The organism is Actinomycetospora rhizophila, assembly GCF_042657905.1.
In the GTDB taxonomy this organism is placed as follows: Bacteria; Actinomycetota; Actinomycetes; order Mycobacteriales; family Pseudonocardiaceae; genus Actinomycetospora; species Actinomycetospora rhizophila.
The window spans coordinates 1-19,152 of the sequence record NZ_JBHSKG010000010.1 but is presented as its reverse complement, the minus strand read 5'-3'; the positions used below and the strand labels follow the sequence as shown (position 1 = coordinate 19,152).

Genomic DNA, 19,152 nt, shown 5'->3' with positions numbered 1-19,152 from the left:
GATCAGGCGCCGCCGACCCGACTGTCGTGCCCCTCCCAGTACGGGTCGCGCAGGACCTTGCGCTGCACCTTGCCGGTCACCGACACCGGGAGCGGCTCGGTCGTCAGCCGGACCGCCGACGGCTTCTGGTAGCTGCCCAGCCGGGTGGCGACGAGGTCGATGACCTCCTGCTCGGTGAGGCGGGCACCCGGGGCGGTGACACACACGGCCACGGGACTCTCGCCCCACTTCGCGTGCGGGACGCCGAACACCGCGACCGCGCGGACCTCGGGATGGTCGGCGATGATCGTCTCCAGCTCGGCGGGCCAGATGTTGAAGCCGCCCGAGACGATCATGTCGTCGACCCGGTCGAGCACGTAGAGGTAGCCGTTCGCGTCGAGCCTGCCGATGTCGCCGGTGCGCACCCACCCGTCCACGAGGCGCTCGGCGGTCCGCTCCGGGTCGCCCCAGTAGCCGCGCATCTGGGACTCGACCCGCGTCCAGATCTCGCCCTCGGCCCCGGCCGGGAGCACCTCGCCGTCCGGTCCGCGGATCTCCAGGTGGCAGAACGGCAGCACCCGCCCGGCCGAGCGCATCGGCGTCGAGCCCGGGACGTCGGCGAACCACTCCTCGGGGGTGAGGATCGTCAGCGGGATGGCCTCGGTCTGCCCGAACACCTGGTGCAGGACGTCGCCGAACACCCGCCGGCCCGCGTGGACGGTCGCGTCGGTGATCGGCGCCCCGCCGACGAGGATGCAGCGCAGTGCCGACCAGTCCCGCTGCGCGGCGGACGGGTCGGCGGCCAGACCCGCGAGCATCGAGGGCGCCGCGAAGGTGTGCGTCACCCGGTGACGCTCGGACATCTCGAGCACCGTGGGCACGTCGAACGGGCCGTAGAGCAGGTTGACCGCACCGGCGAGCCAGGCGGGCAGGAAGAGGTAGCCCGCGGCGTGGGAGATCGGGGCGGCGTGCCCGACGACGGAGTCCCAGCCGAGGTTGGGCAGGCGGTAGTACCAGTTGCGGCAGTTCACGAGCCAGTCGTGCTGGGTGTAGCCGACGCCCTTGGGTCGGCCCGTGGTGCCCGACGAGTGCCGGATGATGTACCAGTCGTCGGGCCCGACCTCGACCTCGGGATCGGTGCCGTCCTGCGCGGCGAGCCACGTCTCGTAGGTCTCGTCGCGCACCACGACGTGGCGCAGCGCGGGGCACTCGTCCTCGAGGCCCTTGACCGCGTCGGCGTACGCGGCCTCCGCCACGACCACCACCGCACCGGTCTGGTCGATCATCACCTGGTGCGAGCGGCGCGAGTTGCGCGGGTAGAGCGGCACGCGCACGGCGCCGGCGATGGCCGCGCCGACGAAGAAGTCGGCGGCGCCCAGGGTGTTGTCCTCGACCGCGGCCACCCGGTCGCCGGGGCGCACGCCGAGCGCCCGCAGGCCGTTGGCGACGCGCACACCGCGGTCCCAGGCCTGCGCGAAGGTCAGTGTGCGGTCGCGGGTCACGAGGGCGGTGCGGTCGGCGTGGAACCGCGCGGACTGGCGCATGAGGCTGGGGACGTCCACGGGTGTCTCCTGTTCCGTGCTGGCTGGTCAGTGCTGGTGGGCGATGACGCCCCGGACGATGCGGCCGGCCACCAGGTCGTCGTAGCCCGCGTTGACGTCGGAGAGGGCGTAGGTGGCGGTGATGACCTCGTCGAGACGCAGGTCGCCCGAGCGGTAGAGGTCGAGCAGGCGGGGGATGTCCGTCGTCGGGTTGCAGTCGCCGAAGAGGCTGCCCTTGATCGTCTTCTTCCAGAGCGTCGCGACGGTGCCCGGCAGGGCCACCGTGGTGTCGGTGAAGCCCGCCATGGCGACGAGGACGACCGTGCCGGCCTTGCCGACGGCCGCGAACGCCTGCGCGACGACCTCCGCGTGCATCGTCCCGACCGTCACCACGGCGGCGGTCGCGCCGACGCCGCGCGTCAGCTCGTGGGCGAGGCGCTCGGCCTCCTCCGCGCCCGCCACGGCGTGGGTGGCGCCCAGGCGGAGCGCGGTGTCGCGCTTGAGGGCCACCGGGTCGACGGCGATCACGTGGCGCGCCCCGGCGAACCGCGCGCCCTGCACCGCGTGGACGCCGATCCCACCGGTCCCGTACACGACGACGGTGTCGCCCGGGCGGACGTCGGCGGCGTTGACCGCCGCGCCCCAGCCGGTCGGCACCCCGCAGCCCACGAGCGCGGCGCTGGCCCCCGGGAGGTCGGGGTCGACGCGCACGCAGGAGTACTGGTGCACGACACCGTGGCCGGCGAACGTCCCGAGCATGCACATCGCCCCGTAGCGCCCGCGCTCGCCGTGCACCACCCAGTGGTCGCCGGGCAGGGGGCCGCGCATCGTGCCGGCGGCCCAGTCGCAGAGGGCCTGCCGGCCGGTGGCGCACCAGTGGCAGGCCCCGCAGCTCGGCACGAAGGAGCAGACGACGTGGTCGCCGGGCGCGACGCGGGTGACGCCGGGCCCGACGTCCTCGACGACGCCCGCCCCCTCGTGCCCGAGCACCATCGGCAGGCGGCCGGCGATGTCGCCCTGGACGACGTGCAGGTCGGAGTGGCACAGCCCGGCGTGGGTGAAGCGGAGGAGCACCTCGCCCTCGCCGGGCCCGTCGAGCTCGACCTCCTCGATCTCGAGGGGCTTCCCGACCTCGTGCAGCACCGCGGCGGTGGTCCTCATCGAGGCGTCACCGCTGCCGCAGGATCGTGACGCACGTCGAGGCGTCCTCGATGCCGTGGAAGCCGCCGCCGCCCTGGCTGATCGACACGCGCGCGCCCCCGACCTGGCGCTCGCCCGCCTCTCCGCGCAGCTGGGTGACCAGCTCGTGGGTCTTGGCCAGGCCGGTCGCGGCGATGGGGTGGCCCTTGGAGACCAGGCCGCCCGACGGGTTCACGGGGATCCGCCCGCCGAGGGTCGTCTCGCCGCGTTCGGCGGCCGCGCCGCCCTCGCCGCGCGGCACCAGCCCCAGGTTCTCGGTCTGCAGCACCTCGCCGAAGCTCGTGGCGTCGTGGACCTCGGCCACGTCGACGTCGCCCGGCCCGAGCCCGGCGCGCTCGTAGGCGCGGGTGGAGGCGAGCACCGAGAGGTGGTGGTCGAGGTCCTCGGGGGCGCGGTCCGAGCCGCTGGCCAGCTCGACGGCCGCGATCCGCACCGCGCGTCCCGGGTCGGCGAGGCGCCGCCGGGCCGGCTCGCTGCACACGACGGCGGCCGCCGCCCCGTCGGTCATCGGCGCGCACATCGGCAGCGTGATCGGCCAGGAGATCGTGGGCGCCGCGAGCACCTCGTCGGTGGTGAACGGCCGGCGGTACTGCGCCCGGGTGTTGGCGACGCTGTGCCGGTGGTCCTTGGCCGCGACGGCGGCCAGCTGCCGGGCGGTGAGCCCGTAGCGCTGCATGTGGAACTTCGTCAGGGACGCGTAGACGTCCATGAACAGGCTCTTCGCCTCGGGCGCGGGCTCCTCGACCCCCTCGGGGGTCGGGACGTCGGCGCCCAGGGCGAGGAGGCCCGCGGTGGTCCCGTCGGCCTCGTGGACGTCCCACGCACCGTGGAACCAGGCGAGCGCGCCGGCCTTGTCGACGGTCATCCGCTCGACCCCGACCGCCAGCACGACGTCGGCGTCGCCCGCGCGGACGCGCTGGTCGGCGAGCAGCAGTGCGGTGTCACCGCTGGCGCAGGCGTTCTCGACGTTGAGCACCGGGCCGCGCTGGAACCCGAGCGACCGCATCGCGATCTGCCCGGCGACGGCGTGCTGGCCCTCGAGGGCACCCTGCATGGTGGTCGTGAAGACGACGGCGTCGACGTCGTCGATCGTGAGGCCGGCGTCCTTCAGCGCGTCCTCGACGGCCTCGGCGGTCAGCTGCTTGACCGTCGCCTCCGGGCGGCGGCGGAAGGGCGTCATGGACACCCCGGCGATGTGTGCGGTCACGGTCGTCTCCTCTCGAGGGGTCAGAAGCGGGGCGCGCGCTTGTCGCGGAACGCGGCGAGGCCCTCGCGGTAGTCGGGTGCGTACGCGTGGTCGGCGGCGACGGCCTGCTCGCGCGCCAGGGCTTCGTCCACCCCGGTCTCGAGGCCGCCGTCGACGAGCTCCTTCATCCGCCGCAGCCCGTCGGCGCTGCGCGACGCCAGCCGCGCGACCAGGCGCTCGGTGGCCGCCGGTAGCTCCTCGTCCGGCACGACCTCGCCGACCAGGCCCCAGTCGCGCATGGTCGCCGCGGGCACGGTCTCGCCGGTGAACATCAGGTACTTGGCGCGGTTGGTGCCGATGCGACGCGGCAGGCGTACCGAGCCCCCACCGGCCGGGAGCAGCCCGTAGTTCGCGTGGCCGTCGCCGAACACCGCCGACTCGACCGCGAGGACCACGTCGCAGGCGCACGCGAGCTCGAGCCCGCCGGCCACGGCGATGCCGTTGACGGCCGCGACCACGGGGATCGGCAGTAGCTCGAGGCGCCGCAGCAGCGCGGAGATCGCCGCGTGGAACGCCGCGGTGCCGGCGCCGTCGTCGAGCCCCCGCTCGCGCGCCATGGCGGCGACGGCCTCGAGGTCGCCGCCTGCCGAGAAGGCCCGCCCGTGCCCGGTGATGACCAGGACCCGGGCGTCGCCGAGGTCGTCGAGCGCGGCGTCGAGGGCGTCGACCGTCTCGGGGCCGATCGCGTTCAGACGCGCCGGGCGGTCGAGCGTCAGCGTGACCGTCGGGCCGGGGCCGCGGTCGACGAGGACGGGGGCGTCGTCGGTCATGGGGATAACTTCTACCAAACGCTGGGTGGAAAAACTAGGCGTGCACCGCGGTGCCCGGCGACGCCGATAGGCTCGGCGCGCGTCGGAGAGGGAGGTGCCGTGAGCTCAGCGCAGCCGGACGCGCCGCGCCCGCCCGCCCGTCGGCGCTCGCCCGGGCGTCCCGACCGGCGGGCCGCGCGCCGGGAGCAGGTGCTCGACACCGCGGCCCGGATGTTCTTCGAGCGCGGCTACGAGGCCACGACGACGACCGAGATCGGCGCCGAGCTCGGCCTGCTCAAGGGCAGCGTCTACTACTACATCTCCAGCAAGGAGGACCTGCTCTACGAGATCGTCGAGCAGTACCACCGCGACACGCGGGAGTACTTCGACCGCATCGAGGCCTCGGACGCGCCCCCGCTGGACAAGCTGCGCGAACTGATCGCGACCGAGACCGCGCACACCGCCACCAACCTGACGCGGTCGAGCCTCTTCTACACCGAGTGGCGCTCGCTCTCCGAGGAGCGCCAGCGGACGATCGTCGCCGAACGGACGCGCCACGAGGACGCCGTGCTGCGGTGGATCCGCGAGGCTCAGGCCACGGGCGCGGTGCGGGCGGACCTGGACGCGAAGGTCGCCACGTACGCGATCTTCGGCATGGTCAACTCGGCGTACCGCTGGTTCCGTCCGGAGGGTCGGCTCTCGGCCGACGAGATCGGGCGGGAGTTCTGCGAGCTGATCCTCGGCGGCCTCGAGACGCGGTGAGCGGGCCGGTCGCGGCCGTGCGGGGCCGGTCGCGGACGTGATCGTGGCCGGGTGGACCGTCCGGGTGCTTGACGGCGCGTGTCAGGCGCCGGAACGTGACGCCGACGCCGACGTCGAGAGGGGCCCGAGAGATGCCCGAGAACGAGCAGGACCACGTGGCCCCGCCGATCCCCGAGGCCATCGCGCGCGAGCGCGCCGCCGAGGAGACCGCGGAGCGCGACGACTCGCTGGCCGCCACCGAGCGCCGCGGCCGCGCGCACGAGGCCGACCGCGACACCTCGCTGCCCGGCACCGAGCGCCGGGAGCGCGCCGAGGCCGAGCGCGCCGACGCCGAGGAGGCCCGGGAGGACCCGCGCCCGATCCCCGGCGAGGAGCACCGCAAGCGCGACTGAGCTCAGCCGCTCCGCACCGTCGCCCCGAGCTGCACCCGCAGGCCGGCGATCATGAGGTCGAGGCCGTGGCGGAACAGCGCGTCGTGGTCGGCGCCGTGCTCCGGGCGGTCGGCGAGCAGGGCGGCGAGCGCCGCGTGGTGCGGGAAGCGCGCGGGGTCGTGCCCGGCGTGCCCGGACCGCCCGGACCCCCCGGATCGCTCGGCGAGGGCGTCCCGCTCCCGTTCCGCCTGGTACTCCAGCGCCGAGCCGATGACGAGGTTGCCCACCGCCTGGAGGGACGCGAACGCCTGCGCCGGGGTGAAGCCCGCGCCCACGAGGGTGCCCAGCACCTCCTCGACGGCCGGCATCGCCGCCTCGGTCGGCCGGTTGCCGGCGAGCACCCGGGCGGCGTCGCGGTGGGCGATCAGCGCGCGGTACTGGGCCGTTGCGCGCTCGCGCAGCCAGTCCGCCCAGTCCTCGCCCGGCGCCAGCGGCGTCACCTGCCACTGGTCGACGAGCAGGCGCTCGGCGACGTGGTCGAGCAGCGTGCGCTTGTCGGCGACGTGCCAGTACAGGGTCGGCGCGCTCACCCCCAGCTCGCGCGCGAGGCGGCGCAGGGACAGGCCCTCGAGGCCGACCTCGGCGAGCAGGTCGACCGCGGCGTCCACGACGTCGTCGCGGGTGAGGGCCATCCAGGTCTCCCTTGCTGTCTCTAACGCTGTCAGAGTAGCGTCTCTAACACCGTTAGGGGAGGGGCAGGGGATGGACGCACCGGCGGTCGCGGTCCGCGGCCTGGTGAAGCGCTACGGGCCGGTCGAGGCCGTCCGCGGCATCGACCTCGAGGTCGCGCGCGGGGAGACGTTCGGCTTCCTCGGGCCGAACGGCGCGGGCAAGTCGACGACGATCAACATCCTGTGCACGCTGGTCGAACCGACCGACGGCCACGCCGAGGTCGTGGGGCTCGACGTCGTGCGCGATCGCGCCGCGGTCCGCCGCCGGATCGGCCTGGTCTTCCAGGACCCGACCCTCGACGCCCCGATGTCGGGCGAGCAGAACCTGCGCTTCCACCAGGAGCTCTACGGGGTCGACCGCCGGCGCGCGGCCGGCCGCCGCGAGGAGGTCCTGCGGATGGTCGGGCTCTGGGAGCGCCGCGGCGACGAGGTGCGGACCTACTCCGGCGGCATGCGCCGGCGCCTCGAGATCGCCCGCGGGCTGCTGCACTCGCCGCAGGTGCTCTTCCTCGACGAGCCGACCATCGGGCTCGACCCGCAGACCCGCGGCACGATCTGGGACTACGTGGCCGAGCTCCACCGCACAGAGGAGATCACGGTCTTCGTCACCACCCACTACATGGACGAGGCCGAGCACTGCGACCGGATCGCGATCATGAACGAGGGCCGGATCGTCGCCCTCGACACCCCGGACGCGCTGAAGGCGCAGGTCGGGGCCGACCGGGTCGCGATCACCACCGACGACGACGAGGCGGCCCTGCGCGCGCTGCGCACCGAGCTCGGGATCGAGGGGGCGGTGCGCGAGGGTGCGGTGACGATCGCGGTGCCCGACGGCGCCGGCTTCGTGCCGCGGCTGTTCGACCGCCTCGGGGTGGGGATCCGCTCGGTCACCGTCACCCGGCCCAGCCTCGACGACGTGTTCCTGGCCCACACCGGCACGACGATCCGCGACGCCGAGGCCGGCCCGTCGATGCACCCGATGGCGATGCGGATGAGGCGCTGATGACCACCACCGTGCGACCCGAGGCCCTGCACATCCCCGAGAGCAGCCTCGCCACCGAGGCCCGCGCCGCCACCGTCGTCTGGCAGCGCGAGATGATCCGGTTCGCCAAGGACCGCTCGCGGATCCTGTCCTCGCTGGCCCAGCCGCTGCTGTTCCTGTTCGTACTGGGCACCGGCCTGGGCTCGCTGCTGAACTCGAGCGCCGGCGGCGCGGTGGGGTTCACGACGTTCCTGTTCCCCGGCGTCATGGCGATCTCGGTGCTGTTCACCGCGGCGTTCGCCGGCATCTCGATCGTCTGGGACCGCGAGTTCGGGTTCCTGCGCGAGATGCTCGTCGCGCCGGTGTCGACGGCGTCGATCCTCGTCGGCAAGGCGCTCGGCGGCGCATCGGTGGCGACCCTGCAGTGCCTCGTGCTGCTGGCCCTGGCCGGGCTCGTCGGGGTGCCCTACGACCCGCTCATGCTGCTCGCGATGATCGGGCTGATCTTCCTGATGGGCTTCATGATCACCGCGCTGGGCCTGGTGCTGGCGGCGCGGGTGCGCCAGGTCCAGTCGGCGATGCCGCTGGTCCAGCTCGTGATCACGCCGCTGATGTTCCTGTCCGGCGCGCTCTTCCCGCTCTCGGGGCTGCCGACGTGGCTCGCGGTGCTCACGCACGTCAACCCGATGACCTACGCCGTGGAGCCCCTGCGGTCGGTGGTGTTCGACCACCTCGACGTCGACGCCGCCACCCGCGCCCGCTTCGACCCCGGCATCGTCTGGGGGACGTGGCCGGTGCCGGTGGGCGTGCAGATCCTCATCACGCTCGCGTGCTGCGTCCTGCTGCTGGCGCTGGCCGTGTGGCGGTTCCGGCGCACCGAGTAGACGGACCCGTGATCAGCACTGCTCGGGGTCGAGGGGGAGCCCGAGCAGGGCGTTCTCGATCACCTCGGGCAGCGCCGGGTGGATCCAGTACTGCTTCTCGGCCATCGTGCGGGCGTCGAGGCCGAACGTGATCGCCTGGATGAGCGGCTGCACGAGCGACGAGGCCTCCGGGCCCATGAGGTGGGCGCCCAGCAGCGTCCCGTCCGGCGCCGCGACGAGCTTGACGATGCCGGTGGTGTCCTCCATCGCCCAGCCGAAGGCGACGTCGCCGTAGCGCTGCACCTTGGTGACGTAGCGGATGCCGCGGTCGCGGCAGTCCTGCTCGCGCAGGCCGATGGAGGCGATCTGCGGATCGGTGAACACCGCCGCCGGCACGTGCGCGTTGTTCGTGGCGCGCGGCTCGTCGGGGTGCAGCAGGTTGTGCCGCACGACGGCGGCCTCGTGGTTGGCGACGTGCTTGAGCTGGTGCTCCGAGCTCACGTCGCCGAGCGCCCACACGCCCGGGGAGGTGGTGCGCTGCTGGTCGTCGACGACGATCCGGCCGTCGGGGTGCAGGGCGAGCCCGCCCGCCGCGGCGTCGAGGCGGTCGGAGTTGGGGATGCGCCCGGTGGCCACGAGCAGGACGTCGCTCTCGATCGCCCCGTGGCGGGTGTGCACGACGATCGTGCCGTCGGCACGCTGCTCGGGCGGGGCGGTGGGCGCGGCCTCGAGCAGGACGTTCCAGCGGTGTGCGGCGAGCTCGGTGAAGCGCGCCGAGACCTCCTCGTCCTGCTCGCGCAGCAGGGCCGGTCCGCGGGTGGCGAGCGTGACCTCGGAGCCCAGCGCCGAGAACACGTGCGCGAACTCGGCGGCGATGTAGCCGCCGCCGATGATCGTCAGGCGGCGCGGCACCTCGTCGAGGCGCATGACGGTGTCGGAGGTGTGGAAGGGCACGCCGCTCGACGCGATGACCTCGGGGATCGCCGGGCGCGCGCCCGCGGCGACGACGACCCGCTCGCCGGTGACCGTGACCGTCTTCCCGCCCTCGGTCGGCGTCACCGCGAGCGTGCGCTCCCCGGTGAAGCTCGCGTGACCCAGGTAGACCGTCGTGCCCTCCTGGCCCTGCCGGTAGCGCTGCCCGCCCGCCGAGATGGGGTCGATCCGCCCGAACACGCGGTCGCGGATGTCCGTCCAGCGGATCTTGTCGACCGAGGCGTCCACGCCGAGGTCGCCCGCCCGCCGGACGGTCTCGGCGACGTCCGCGGCGTAGACGTACATCTTGGTCGGGATGCAGCCCACGTTGAGGCAGGTGCCGCCGTAGACACCGTGCTCGATGATGGCCACGTCCATGTCGGCGAACCGTTCGTCCGGGATCGTGTTGCCGGAGCCGGTGCCGATGATGACCAGGTCGTGGTGGGGCACGCCCTCCACGGTAGTGCGCGACCGGAGCCCGTGCGGTCCGGCCGGTGAGGGTCACCCACGCGAGGCGGCCGCGACGAACGGTCGCCGGGCGTTCCGCTCGTCGATGAGCGGCGACCGTTCACCGGCCGATCGCCACCCGTCGGTGTCGTTTACCGACGAAAATCGACCGTTCGTCGTCGCTCGGCGGAGCGAACCTTCCACTCGGCGCCTTGTCCGAGGTCCGGACGGCTGCTGTGGTCTGCGGCCAACGGCAGCTCGCACTGAGCCGAACAGCTCAGTTGCCGAGCCGCCGCACGGACCTGGGCGAAGGGGCGGACCGGATGTCGAACGGCGTGCGTGGTGGGCGGGTCCCCGACTGGACGGGTCGAGCGCTCGTGCTCGCCGGGGTGACCCTCCTGCTCGCGCTCGTCGGTGCCGCCGGCGCGTGGGCCGCCGAGGGGACCACGCCGGACGGCGACCCCGGCGACCCCGGCGGCGCCGGCGGCACCGCGGGGTCCGGTCTCGTCGTCGACGCCGGTGTCCGGGTCGTCGGGGGCGCGCGGACCACCACCGACGAGAACCCGTGGGCGGTGTTCCTCACCGACGCCGGGGGCTTCCAGTTCTGTGGCGGCACGCTGGTGACGCCGACCAAGGTGCTCACCGCCGCCCACTGCATGGCCAGCACGACCGCCGAGCACACCCGGGTGGTGACCGGTCGCGACGACAAGCAGTCGGCGGTCGGCGAGACCTCGGGCGTCCGCTCGGTGTGGGTCAGCCCGGAGTTCGAGGGCGTGGGCCGGGGCACCGACCTCGCGGTGCTGACGCTGGAGACGCCCAGCACGCGCACGCCGCTGCCGCTGGCCGGCCCGGGCGACGAGACGCTCTACACCGACGGGCGCGCCGCCCAGATCTTCGGCTGGGGCACGACGGCGGAGAGCGGCGCCCCGTCGCGCTACCTGCTGACGGCGACCGTGCCGATGCGCGGCGACGACTACTGCCGCTCGGGCGACCGGTCGTTCGACGCGCGCCGCCTGACCTGCGCCGGCTTCGACCAGGGCGGCGTCGACTCCTGCCAGGGCGACTCCGGCGGCCCGCTGGTCGCGGCGGGCAAGCTCATCGGCGTCACGTCGTTCGGCGACGGCTGCGCCCGCGCCGGCAAGCCCGGCTACTACGTGCGGGTCGCGGCGGTGAGCACGGCCCTCGCGCCGCAGCTCAACTGAGACGTCCGGACCGGAGGGCAGACCGGTCCGACGAAACGGAGACGGGACCCGGGCCCACCTGCCCCCGGGTCCGGGTCCCGCTCCGCGGACGCCGTCACCGTCATCTCAGCGCCTTCATCTCAGCGGGCGCTCAGATGTCGTGGGTTAGGGTCGGCCGTCCCGTCCCTCCCCTACTCGTGAGGACCCCTCTTGGGCTTCCCGTTCTCGGCCGTCGTCGGCCACGAGGACCTGCGAACCGCCCTCATGCTCACCGCGGTCGACCCGGGCATCGGGGGCGTGCTGGTGCGCGGGGAGAAGGGCACGGCGAAGACGACGATCGTGCGTGCGCTCGCGACGCTGCTGCCGCCGGTCGAGGTCGTCGCCGCCGACCGCTTCTCGGTCGACACCGACGCGGGCGAGGTGAGCCCCGACGGCCCGTTCCCGCTCGACGCCGCGCGGGAACGCCGTCCCGTGCGGCTGGTCGAGCTGCCCGTCGGGGCGTCCGAGGACCGCGTCATCGGGTCGCTCGACCTCGAGGAGGTCCTCGCCCACGGCCGCGCGACCGTGCGGCCCGGGCTGCTCGCCGCCGCGCACCGGGGGGTGCTCTACGTCGACGAGGTCAACCTGCTCCACGACCACCTCGTCGACCTGCTCCTCGACGCCGCCGCCACCGGGCGGGCCACCGTCGAGCGCGACGGCGTCTCGCTGACCCACCCGGCGGCGTTCCTGCTGGTCGGGACGATGAACCCGGAGGAGGGCGAGCTGCGCCCGCAGCTGCTCGACCGCTTCGGGCTCACCGTGCACGTCACGGCCTCGCGCGACGTCGCCGAGCGCACCGAGGTGGTGCGCCGGCGGTTGGCGCACGACGCCGATCCCGACGGCTTCGCCGCCCGCTTCGCCGGCGACGAGGACGCGCTGCGGGCGCGCCTGGTGGCGGCCCGCGCCCGCCTGGCGTCCGTGGTGCTGCCCGACGCGGAGCTGGTGCGCATCTCGGCGCTGTGCGCGGAGGTCGAGGTCGACGGGATGCGCGCCGACGTCGTGCTGGCCCGCACCGCGGTCGCCCACGCCGCCTGGCGCGGGGCCGAGGCCGTCGACGCCTCCGACGTCCGCGCGGCCGCCCGGCTCGCCCTGCCCCACCGGCGCCGCCGGGACCCGTTCGACGAGCCGCACCTCGGCGAGGACGAGCTCGACGAGGCGATGGAGAAGGCGGACGAGGCGGCCGACGAGGCGGCGGCCGACGAGCCCGAGCCCCCGGAACCGCCGGAGGGCGGGCCGGACGACGGCGGGGGTCCCGACGACGACGGTGGTGGCCCGGACGACGGTGGCGGTCCGGGTGGCGGAGGGGGCGCGCCGCCCCCGAGCGCGTCGGCGCCGCCTCCGGAGACGTCGGACGGGGACGCCGACCAGCCGTCACCACCCTCACCGCCGTCCGGACCCGCAGAGCCCGAGCCCGCCGGCGTCCCCGTCGGCGCGCCGGCGCGGACGCGGCTGAAGGCCCGCCGGTTCGAGGTCCGCGGCACGGGGGAGGGGGCGCCGGGCCGTCGCTCGCGCGCCCGGGGACGGCAGGGCCGCGTCGTGCGCGCGGTGCCGGACGCGCGCGACGACACGACCCTGCATGTGCCGGCGACGGTCCTGGCGGCCGCCGGACGGGGGGCGCGCGTGGGCCGGGCCGACCTGCGCCACGCCGTGCGCGAGGGCCGCGAGGGCAACCTCGTCCTGTTCTGCGTCGACGCGTCGGGGTCGATGGCGGCGCGCCGGCGGATGTCGGCGGTGACCGGGGCCGTCGCCGCCCTGCTGCGCGACGCCTACCAGCGCCGCGACCGGGTCGGCGTGGTGACGTTCCGGGGCACGGCGGCGAGCGTGGCGCTCCCGCCGACGACCTCGGTGCACACCGCCCACGCCCGCCTGGGTGACCTGCGCACCGGCGGGCGCACCCCGCTCGCCGACGGGCTGCGCACCGCCCGGGCCGTCCTGCGCACCGAGCGCACCCGCGACCCCCGCCGGCGGGGGCTGCTCGTGGTGCTCACCGACGGGCGCGCGACGTCGTCCGGGGGGCTGGACGCCGCCCTGGACGCCGCGCGGGGGCTCGCCCGCGACGCCGGCGCGGCCGGGCGCGGCGCGAGCATGAGCACGGTCGTCGTCGACTGCGAGTCCGGTCCCGTGCGCCTCGGGCTCGCCGGCCGCGTGGCGCGCGTCGCCGGCGGCACCGTCGTCACCCTCGACGACCTGACCGGCGAGTCCGTCGCCGGCGTCGTCGAGCAGTTCCGCGCCTCGTGAGCGAACTTCGGGGCTATAGCCCCAAAGTTCGCTCACATGCCGACGAAGGAGGCTGACAGTGCCGCAGGGGGTCCCGAGCAGCGTTCCGGACGACGGGCTGACGACGCGCCAGCGCCGGCGCCGCCCGCTGCTCGTCGTGCACACCGGCGTGAACAAGGGCAAGTCGACCGCCGCGTTCGGCCTCGCGCTGCGGCAGTGGACCGCCGGGTCGTCGATCGCGGTGTTCCAGTTCGTCAAGTCGGCGAAGTGGCGCGTGGGTGAGGAGACGGCCCTGCGCGCCCTCGGTGACCTGCACCGCGACACCGGCCAGGGCGGGGCCGTCGAGTGGCACAAGATGGGCGAGGGCTGGTCGTGGTCGCGCAAGCAGGGGTCCGAAGAGGACCACGCCGCGGCCGCGCGGGAGGGCTGGGCGGAGATCCGGCGCCGGCTCGAGGCGGGCGCGCACGACTTCTACGTGCTCGACGAGTTCACCTACCCCCTGAAGTGGGGGTGGATCGACGTCGACGAGGTGGTCGCGGTGCTGGGCGCGCGGCCCGGCCACCAGCACGTCGTCGTCACCGGCCGCGACGCGCCGCCCGCCCTGGTCGACGCCGCGGACCTCGTCACCGAGATGACCAAGATCAAGCACCCGATGGACGCGGGGCAGAAGGGGCAGAAGGGGATCGAGTGGTAGGAGACGAAGCGGAGCGGAGCTCGACCCCGTGACAGCTGCTCTCCCCCCTCGGCTGGTCGTCGCCGCGCCCTCCTCGGGCAGCGGCAAGACCACCGTCGCCACCGGCCTGCTCGGCGCGCTCGCCGCCCGCGGCACCGCCGTCGCCCCGTTCAAGGTCGGCCCCGACTACGTCGACCCCGGCTACCACGCGCTGGCCGCCGGGCGCCCCGGACGCAACCTCGACGCCGTGCTCGTCGACGCCGCGACGCTGCCCGGGCTGGTCGCGCACGGGTCCCGGGGCGCCGAGCTGGCCGTGGTCGAGGGCGTCATGGGGCTCTTCGACGGGCGGATCGGCGCGCCCGCCGACGCCGACGGCTCCACCGCCCACGTCGCCCGGATGCTCGACGCCCCGGTGGTGCTCGTGGTGGACGCGCGCGGGCAGTCCCGCTCGATCGCCGCGCTGCTCGCCGGGTTCCGGGACTTCGACCCGCGCCTGCGCCTGGGCGGGGTGATCCTCAACCGCGTCGGGTCGAACCGTCACGAGGAGATCCTCCGCGCCGCGTGCGCCGAGGTCGCCCTGCCCGTGCTCGGCGTCCTGCCCCGCCACGCCGAGCTCGCCGTCCCGTCGCGGCACCTCGGGCTGGTCACGGCCGCCGAGCACGGCGCCGCGGCGCGCTCGGCGGTCGACGCGATGGCGGGCCTCGTCGCCGACCACGTCGACCTCGACGCCGTCGCCGCCCTCGCCCGCTCGGCGCCGCCGACCCCGGCGTCGGCGTGGGACCCGCGCGCGGCGGTCGGCGCGGTCGTCCCGGGCGAGCCCGTGGTGGCCGTCGCCGGGGGCGCGGCCTTCACGTTCGGCTACCCCGAGCACGTCGAGCTCCTGGCCGCCGGCGGGGCACAGGTGGTCACCGTCGACCCCGCCCACGACACGGCGCTCCCCGACGGCACCGCCGGGCTCGTGCTGCCCGGCGGCTTCCCCGAGGAGCACGCCGCGGCGCTGAGCGCCAACGCCGCGCTGCGCGAGGACGTCCGCGCGTTCGCGGCGGCGGGCGGCCCGGTGCACGCCGAGTGCGGCGGGCTGCTCTACCTCGCGCGGTCACTGGACGGCGCGCCGATGTGCGGGGTGCTCGACGCCGACGCCGCGATGGGCCCACGCCTGGCCCTGGGCTACCGCACCGCGACCGCGTGCGCCGACTCCCCGCTGGCTGCGGCCGGCGAGACGGTCACCGGTCACGAGTTCCACCGCACAGTGACCACCCCGCGCGCCGGCAGCTCACCGGCGTGGCGCTGGGGCGGCGCCGAGCCCGAGGGGTTCGTGGCGGGCGGCGTCCACGCGTCCTACCTGCACACGCACCCGGCGGGCCGCCCGGACGGTGTGGCTCGATGGCTCCGCCACGTGAGTGATCTGGGTCGTCGGGACGACCCAGATCACTCACGTGGCCGCAGGCCCTCGTGACGGTGCTGGGCGTCGGCATCGAGCCGGGGACGCCGCTCGCGCACCTGCAGGAGGCCGTCGACGCCCTCGCGCTGGCCGGCTTCGACGTCGTCGCGACGATCTCGACCCGCGCCACGGAGCCCGCGGTGGTCGCCCTGGCCGCCGGCCGGACGCTGCGGACCTACCCCGCGAGCGAGCTCGACACCGTCGACGTCCCCAGCCCTTCGGCCGTCGTCCGCCGCCTCACCGGTACCGGCAGCGTCGCCGAGGCGGCCGCGGTCCTCGCCGCCCGCGAGCGGGGTGGCGGCGTGCTCGTGACGCCCAAGCAGCGGGGGCACGGGGTGACGGTGGCGGTGGCGCGCTGATCATCGGGCGGCGTCGAGCAGGATGTCGCGCAACCGATCGGGGACGTCGCGCATGAGGTTGTGCGCGGCGTCCAGCTCGTGGACGGTCCAGCGCGGGTCGCCGTGGAGGCGGGCGAGGGTCGGCGCGAACGGCGAGGTCATGCCGCCCCATCGCTGCGCGTAGAGATAGACGCGCCGGCGGAAGCGCTCGAGGCCGTGCTCGAGGCGCGCGGGCTGCTCGAGGGTCGCGAGCGGGTGGTCGCTCGCGCGGGCGTCGAAGAACGGCAGCCTCGGGACGAGGCCGGTCGCGCGGCCCTCGTCGTACCAGGCGCGCTCGGCGTCGTTCGTCATCGTCCGCGCGCTCTCGCCGTCGCGGGGGACGAAGGCGTCCAGGTAGACGAGCGCGTCGACCCGCGCGGGGCGGCGGTCGGCGGCGACGGTCATCGGGAGCCCGCCGTAGCTGTGCCCGGCGAGGACCACGGGACCGCGGCTCGCGTCGAGGGCGCGGACGACGTCGGCGACATGGGTCTCGAGGTCGACGGCCGGATCGGGCGGCGTGCCCGGGTCGCCGACGGAGGTGAGGGTCAGGGCCCGGACGTCGTAACTGGCGGCGCGCAGGTCGGCGGCGAGGTCGTCGAAGCACCAGCCGCCGTGGCACATGCCGGGGACGAGGACGAAGGTCGTCATGTCCTCATCGTCGGGGGTGCCCGCGCCATACGTCGAAGACATGCTGCGTCTTCGCGCCATCATCACCGCTTCTGCCTCGGGTGGTGCCCACCCACGGGTCTCACGCCCGGTGCCGGAACGCGCGAAGATGACGGGCATGAGCGAGCAGTCCCGGTACGGGGCACCGTCGCCGGCCGACGGACCGACCAGCCCCGGTACCGGCGCGGTGTCGCGGGCCGAGCTGGACAGGACCACTCCCGGAGCGTCGGCCCCGCCCACCGACCACCCCACGATCCCCGACGGCGCGGCCGCGGCACGCCCGCGGATCCGGACGTCCCCGGGCCGCACGCGGGTCGGTGGCGCCTGGATCGGGCTGATCCTCGGCGCCGTCGTGCTCGTGTTCCTGCTGATCTTCATCCTCCAGAACCTCGACCCGGCGCGCGTCGTGTTCCTCGGGCTGGAGGCCACCCTGCCGCTCGGCATCTGGCTGCTCTTCGCCGCGATCGCCGGGGTGCTCCTGCTCGCCATCCCCGGACTCGGGCGGATGGTCCAGTGGCGCCGGGCGGCCAAGCGCACGGGGAGGACCCGCTGATGAGCCCGTCGCTGCGCCTGGCCGGCGCGCCGTTGCCGCTGGTGGGGCGCGCCCGCGCCTACGTCTGCGGCATCACCCCCTACGACACCACCCACCTCGGGCACGCCTCGACGTTCGTGTGGGCCGACGTGGCCGCCCGTGTGCTGCGCCGCATCGGCATCGAGGTGGTCAGCTGCCGGAACGTCACCGACGTCGACGACGTCCTCGACGCCGCCGCCGAGCGGGCCGGCGCGCGGTTCGACAGCTTCGCCGCGGTGGGCCAGTTCCGCTTCGACCACGACATGGCCGCCCTCGGGGTGCGCCCGCCGACCCACGAACCGCGCGCCCACAACCACGTCGACGGGGTCGTCGCGCTCGCGTCGGCGCTGCTGGAGCGGGGCGCGGCGTACGAGCGGGACGGGGCGGTGCTGTTCCGGTCGGCCCGGCTGCCCGCGGTGGACCTCGCGGGCGACGAGACCTCCAGCGAGGCCCCCTGGCCCGCCGCCGACGACCCCGCCGACGCCCTCGTCTGGCGCCCCGCCGCGCCCGGCGAGGCCGCCTGGCCCAGCCCGTGGGGCGAGGGGCGCCCCGGCTGGCACGCGGAGTGCGCGGCGATGGCGCTCACCGTCCTGGGCTCCGCGGTCGACCTGCACATCGGCGGCGCCGACCTCCGCCACCCCCACCACACCACCCAGGCCGCGATGGTCGAGGCGGTCACCGGGGTCGCGCCGTTCGCCCGTGCCCGCCTGCACGTCGGGACGGTGCGTGTGGACGGCGAGAAGATGGCCAAGTCGGCGGGGAACCTGCTGCTCGTCGGCGAACTGCTCGAGACCCACCCGGCCGCGGCTGTGCGCCTGCTCCTGCTCGACCGGCCCTGGGCGCAACCATGGGACGTCACCACGGACGCGCTCGACGCGGCCGGCGCCCGCCTCGAGCGGCTCTACGCCGCGGCGGCCCGGGCCGGCGGGTCGGAGGCCGCCGGGAGCGCGGTGCTCGCGCGGCTGCTCGACGACCTCGACGTGCCGGGCGCGCTGGCGCTCGCGGAATCCGAGGGCGGCGACGCGGCGCGGACGACGCTGGCGGTGCTGGGGCTGGCCTGAAGGATCGGCGGTGCTGAGCGAGGGGCACCTTCGGTCGGGTAGACGGGCGCGGGGTGCCCTTCGCCGGGAGCGCGGCGGGCGCGAGCGGTGCGCTGCGCATGATCAGCGGGCGTGGCGGGTTGCTGAACGTGCCGCTCGCCGCGGTGCCGGACGGCGTCCGGCGTGCCCCGCGCCGGCTCGTGGAGATCACGGGCACGTCGTGCACGTCTGTGGGCGGGCCAGGGTGCGTCAGGTGCTCGTGATCATCGGGGCTGGTCGGGCGGTCTCCGAGATCGCTGAGGCGGTCTGCGTGACCGGGGCCGGCGGTGTCGCGGGTGTCGCCGCTGTCGTAGCTGTCCGCTAGAATCGAACGCATGAGCGAACGGGTGCTCGGGACGAGGGAGCGGGACGCGATCGAGCGCGCCCGCCTCGCCGAGACCGCCCGCCGCCGCGAGGCCTACACACGTCTGGAGCAGGTCGCCGAGCTCGAGGAGCTGCAGGTCGCGGAGGTGACCGGGGATCGCTCCACCGCGCGGGTGCTCGAGCAGCTCTGGCGGGTCGGGGCGCTCGAGGCCCGCCGGCTGGTCGACGAGGCCCGCGACCTGTGCGGTCGCCGCTCCATGACCGGCGAGGTGTTGGCGGCGCGGTTGCCGGGCACCGCGGCGGTGGCCGCGGCCGGCCGGATCGGCCCGGCCCACATCGGGATCGTCCGGGCCACGATGCGCCGCCTCGACCGCGTCGACGGGCTGCCCCGACAGGAATGGGTCGACGCCGAGCAGCGGCTGGCCGACGAGGCCACCCGGCTGGGACCGCGGGGGTTGCAGGCGGTCGCCGACCGCCTGCTCGCCCACCTCGACCCCGACGGGGAGCAGCCGCTCGAGCAGGACCCGGGCGGTGATGACGAGTTGTTGTTCACCCGCCGCAACAACGGGATGCTGCTGTTCCGCGGGCGGATGTCCGACCCCGTCGACGCCGAAGCGTTCACCGGGATCATCGACGACCTCGCCGCCCCCTGCGGCCCCGACGACACCCGCCAGCTCGCGCAGCGCCGCATCGAAGGCCTCAAAGACCTCGTCGACACCGCCCGCACCCCCAGCGGCACGC

The 19,152-nt window shown here is 75.1% G+C and carries 19 protein-coding genes; 12 read left to right on the top strand and 7 right to left on the bottom strand.

The window, feature by feature from the left end:
- Nucleotides 1-2: 2 nt before the first annotated feature.
- The 4 genes from ACFPK1_RS18640 to ACFPK1_RS18625 are packed head-to-tail and all read right to left on the bottom strand — an operon-like array spanning nt 3 to nt 4,736.
- Nucleotides 3-1,541 carry a class I adenylate-forming enzyme family protein gene (locus ACFPK1_RS18640; RefSeq protein ID WP_378022441.1) on the bottom strand — a complete coding sequence of 513 codons (1,539 nt, stop codon included), beginning with the start codon at nt 1,539-1,541 and terminating at the stop codon, nt 3-5.
- 27 nt (nt 1,542-1,568) lie between these two features.
- The gene (locus ACFPK1_RS18635; RefSeq protein ID WP_378022440.1) at nt 1,569-2,681 is read right to left on the bottom strand and encodes an NDMA-dependent alcohol dehydrogenase; all 1,113 of its coding nucleotides are present in this window, start codon (nt 2,679-2,681) and stop codon (nt 1,569-1,571) included.
- Between the two features lie 7 nt (nt 2,682-2,688).
- Entirely contained in the window at nt 2,689-3,927 is a 1,239-nt protein-coding gene (locus ACFPK1_RS18630; RefSeq protein ID WP_378022439.1) for a thiolase family protein, read from the bottom strand.
- Between the two features lie 20 nt (nt 3,928-3,947).
- Nucleotides 3,948-4,736, bottom strand: coding sequence for an enoyl-CoA hydratase/isomerase family protein (locus ACFPK1_RS18625; RefSeq protein ID WP_378022438.1), 789 nt, complete (start codon nt 4,734-4,736; stop codon nt 3,948-3,950).
- A gap of 99 nt (nt 4,737-4,835) precedes the next feature.
- On the opposite strand from ACFPK1_RS18625, the gene ACFPK1_RS18620 reads away from it, so the two are divergent.
- Together ACFPK1_RS18620 and ACFPK1_RS18615 are read left to right on the top strand one after the other, a co-directional pair.
- Nucleotides 4,836-5,477 carry a TetR/AcrR family transcriptional regulator gene (locus tag ACFPK1_RS18620; protein WP_378022437.1) on the top strand — a complete coding sequence of 214 codons (642 nt, stop codon included), beginning with the start codon at nt 4,836-4,838 and terminating at the stop codon, nt 5,475-5,477.
- Between the two features lie 131 nt (nt 5,478-5,608).
- Nucleotides 5,609-5,869, top strand: a complete 261-nt coding sequence (locus tag ACFPK1_RS18615; RefSeq protein ID WP_378022436.1) for a hypothetical protein — start codon at nt 5,609-5,611, stop codon at nt 5,867-5,869.
- A 2-nt stretch (nt 5,870-5,871) separates the two neighbouring features.
- On the opposite strand, the gene ACFPK1_RS18610 is transcribed toward ACFPK1_RS18615, so the two are convergent.
- Nucleotides 5,872-6,540 carry a TetR/AcrR family transcriptional regulator C-terminal domain-containing protein gene (locus ACFPK1_RS18610; protein WP_378022435.1) on the bottom strand — a complete coding sequence of 223 codons (669 nt, stop codon included), beginning with the start codon at nt 6,538-6,540 and terminating at the stop codon, nt 5,872-5,874.
- A gap of 70 nt (nt 6,541-6,610) precedes the next feature.
- Here ACFPK1_RS18610 and ACFPK1_RS18605 point away from each other — a divergent pair, with 70 nt between their 5' ends.
- Both ACFPK1_RS18605 and ACFPK1_RS18600 read left to right on the top strand, forming a co-directional pair.
- On the top strand, nt 6,611-7,582 hold the full coding sequence (locus ACFPK1_RS18605) for an ABC transporter ATP-binding protein (RefSeq protein WP_378022434.1): 972 nt from the start codon (nt 6,611-6,613) through the stop codon (nt 7,580-7,582).
- Entirely contained in the window at nt 7,582-8,445 is an 864-nt protein-coding gene (locus ACFPK1_RS18600) for an ABC transporter permease (RefSeq protein ID WP_378022433.1), read from the top strand. The genes ACFPK1_RS18605 and ACFPK1_RS18600 overlap by 1 nt, the downstream gene beginning before the upstream one ends.
- 12 nt (nt 8,446-8,457) lie before the next feature.
- Here the strand turns inward: ACFPK1_RS18600 and ACFPK1_RS18595 are convergent, their stop codons facing one another.
- On the bottom strand, nt 8,458-9,846 hold the full coding sequence (locus ACFPK1_RS18595) for a mycothione reductase (protein WP_378022432.1): 1,389 nt from the start codon (nt 9,844-9,846) through the stop codon (nt 8,458-8,460).
- A 320-nt stretch (nt 9,847-10,166) separates the two neighbouring features.
- Here ACFPK1_RS18595 and ACFPK1_RS18590 point away from each other — a divergent pair, with 320 nt between their 5' ends.
- The 5 genes from ACFPK1_RS18590 (at nt 10,167) to ACFPK1_RS18570 (ending at nt 15,753) form a co-directional block, all read left to right on the top strand.
- Nucleotides 10,167-11,045 carry a S1 family peptidase gene (locus ACFPK1_RS18590; RefSeq protein WP_378022431.1) on the top strand — a complete coding sequence of 293 codons (879 nt, stop codon included), beginning with the start codon at nt 10,167-10,169 and terminating at the stop codon, nt 11,043-11,045.
- 243 nt (nt 11,046-11,288) lie between these two features.
- Nucleotides 11,289-13,301 (top strand): VWA domain-containing protein, encoded by a 2,013-nt coding sequence (locus tag ACFPK1_RS18585; RefSeq protein WP_378022637.1) that lies wholly within the window; start codon nt 11,289-11,291, stop codon nt 13,299-13,301.
- A gap of 58 nt (nt 13,302-13,359) precedes the next feature.
- Nucleotides 13,360-13,974 carry a cob(I)yrinic acid a,c-diamide adenosyltransferase gene (gene cobO / locus ACFPK1_RS18580; RefSeq protein WP_378022430.1) on the top strand — a complete coding sequence of 205 codons (615 nt, stop codon included), beginning with the start codon at nt 13,360-13,362 and terminating at the stop codon, nt 13,972-13,974.
- Between the two features lie 28 nt (nt 13,975-14,002).
- Nucleotides 14,003-15,409 carry a cobyrinate a,c-diamide synthase gene (locus ACFPK1_RS18575; protein ID WP_378022429.1) on the top strand — a complete coding sequence of 469 codons (1,407 nt, stop codon included), beginning with the start codon at nt 14,003-14,005 and terminating at the stop codon, nt 15,407-15,409.
- Nucleotides 15,406-15,753, top strand: a complete 348-nt coding sequence (locus ACFPK1_RS18570; RefSeq protein WP_378022428.1) for a cobalamin biosynthesis protein — start codon at nt 15,406-15,408, stop codon at nt 15,751-15,753. Before ACFPK1_RS18575 ends, ACFPK1_RS18570 begins: the two co-directional genes overlap by 4 nt.
- On the opposite strand, the gene ACFPK1_RS18565 is transcribed toward ACFPK1_RS18570, so the two are convergent.
- Nucleotides 15,754-16,419 carry an alpha/beta fold hydrolase gene (locus ACFPK1_RS18565; protein WP_378022427.1) on the bottom strand — a complete coding sequence of 222 codons (666 nt, stop codon included), beginning with the start codon at nt 16,417-16,419 and terminating at the stop codon, nt 15,754-15,756.
- A gap of 136 nt (nt 16,420-16,555) precedes the next feature.
- Between ACFPK1_RS18565 and ACFPK1_RS18560 the strand changes: the two genes are divergently transcribed.
- From ACFPK1_RS18560 to ACFPK1_RS18550, 3 genes are all read left to right on the top strand, one after another.
- On the top strand, nt 16,556-16,990 hold the full coding sequence (locus tag ACFPK1_RS18560) for a LapA family protein (protein WP_378022426.1): 435 nt from the start codon (nt 16,556-16,558) through the stop codon (nt 16,988-16,990).
- The gene (locus ACFPK1_RS18555; RefSeq protein WP_378022425.1) at nt 16,990-18,069 is read left to right on the top strand and encodes a cysteine--tRNA ligase; all 1,080 of its coding nucleotides are present in this window, start codon (nt 16,990-16,992) and stop codon (nt 18,067-18,069) included. The genes ACFPK1_RS18560 and ACFPK1_RS18555 overlap by 1 nt, the downstream gene beginning before the upstream one ends.
- 353 nt (nt 18,070-18,422) lie before the next feature.
- On the top strand, nt 18,423-19,152 hold a 730-nt coding region (locus ACFPK1_RS18550), incomplete at its 3' end, for a DUF222 domain-containing protein (protein ID WP_378022424.1).

Coding starts and splice junctions, on each gene's coding strand:
- ACFPK1_RS18635 (WP_378022440.1), bottom strand. CDS start 2,681: ATGAGGACCACCGCCGCGGTGCTGCACGAGGTCGGGAAGCCCCTCGAG.
- ACFPK1_RS18625 (WP_378022438.1), bottom strand. CDS start 4,736: ATGACCGACGACGCCCCCGTCCTCGTCGACCGCGGCCCCGGCCCGACG.
- ACFPK1_RS18615 (WP_378022436.1), top strand. CDS start 5,609: ATGCCCGAGAACGAGCAGGACCACGTGGCCCCGCCGATCCCCGAGGCC.
- ACFPK1_RS18610 (WP_378022435.1), bottom strand. CDS start 6,540: ATGGCCCTCACCCGCGACGACGTCGTGGACGCCGCGGTCGACCTGCTC.
- ACFPK1_RS18605 (WP_378022434.1), top strand. CDS start 6,611: ATGGACGCACCGGCGGTCGCGGTCCGCGGCCTGGTGAAGCGCTACGGG.
- ACFPK1_RS18600 (WP_378022433.1), top strand. CDS start 7,582: ATGACCACCACCGTGCGACCCGAGGCCCTGCACATCCCCGAGAGCAGC.
- ACFPK1_RS18590 (WP_378022431.1), top strand. CDS start 10,167: ATGTCGAACGGCGTGCGTGGTGGGCGGGTCCCCGACTGGACGGGTCGA.
- ACFPK1_RS18585 (WP_378022637.1), top strand. CDS start 11,289: ATGCTCACCGCGGTCGACCCGGGCATCGGGGGCGTGCTGGTGCGCGGG.
- ACFPK1_RS18565 (WP_378022427.1), bottom strand. CDS start 16,419: ATGACGACCTTCGTCCTCGTCCCCGGCATGTGCCACGGCGGCTGGTGC.
- ACFPK1_RS18560 (WP_378022426.1), top strand. CDS start 16,556: ATGAGCGAGCAGTCCCGGTACGGGGCACCGTCGCCGGCCGACGGACCG.
- ACFPK1_RS18555 (WP_378022425.1), top strand. CDS start 16,990: ATGAGCCCGTCGCTGCGCCTGGCCGGCGCGCCGTTGCCGCTGGTGGGG.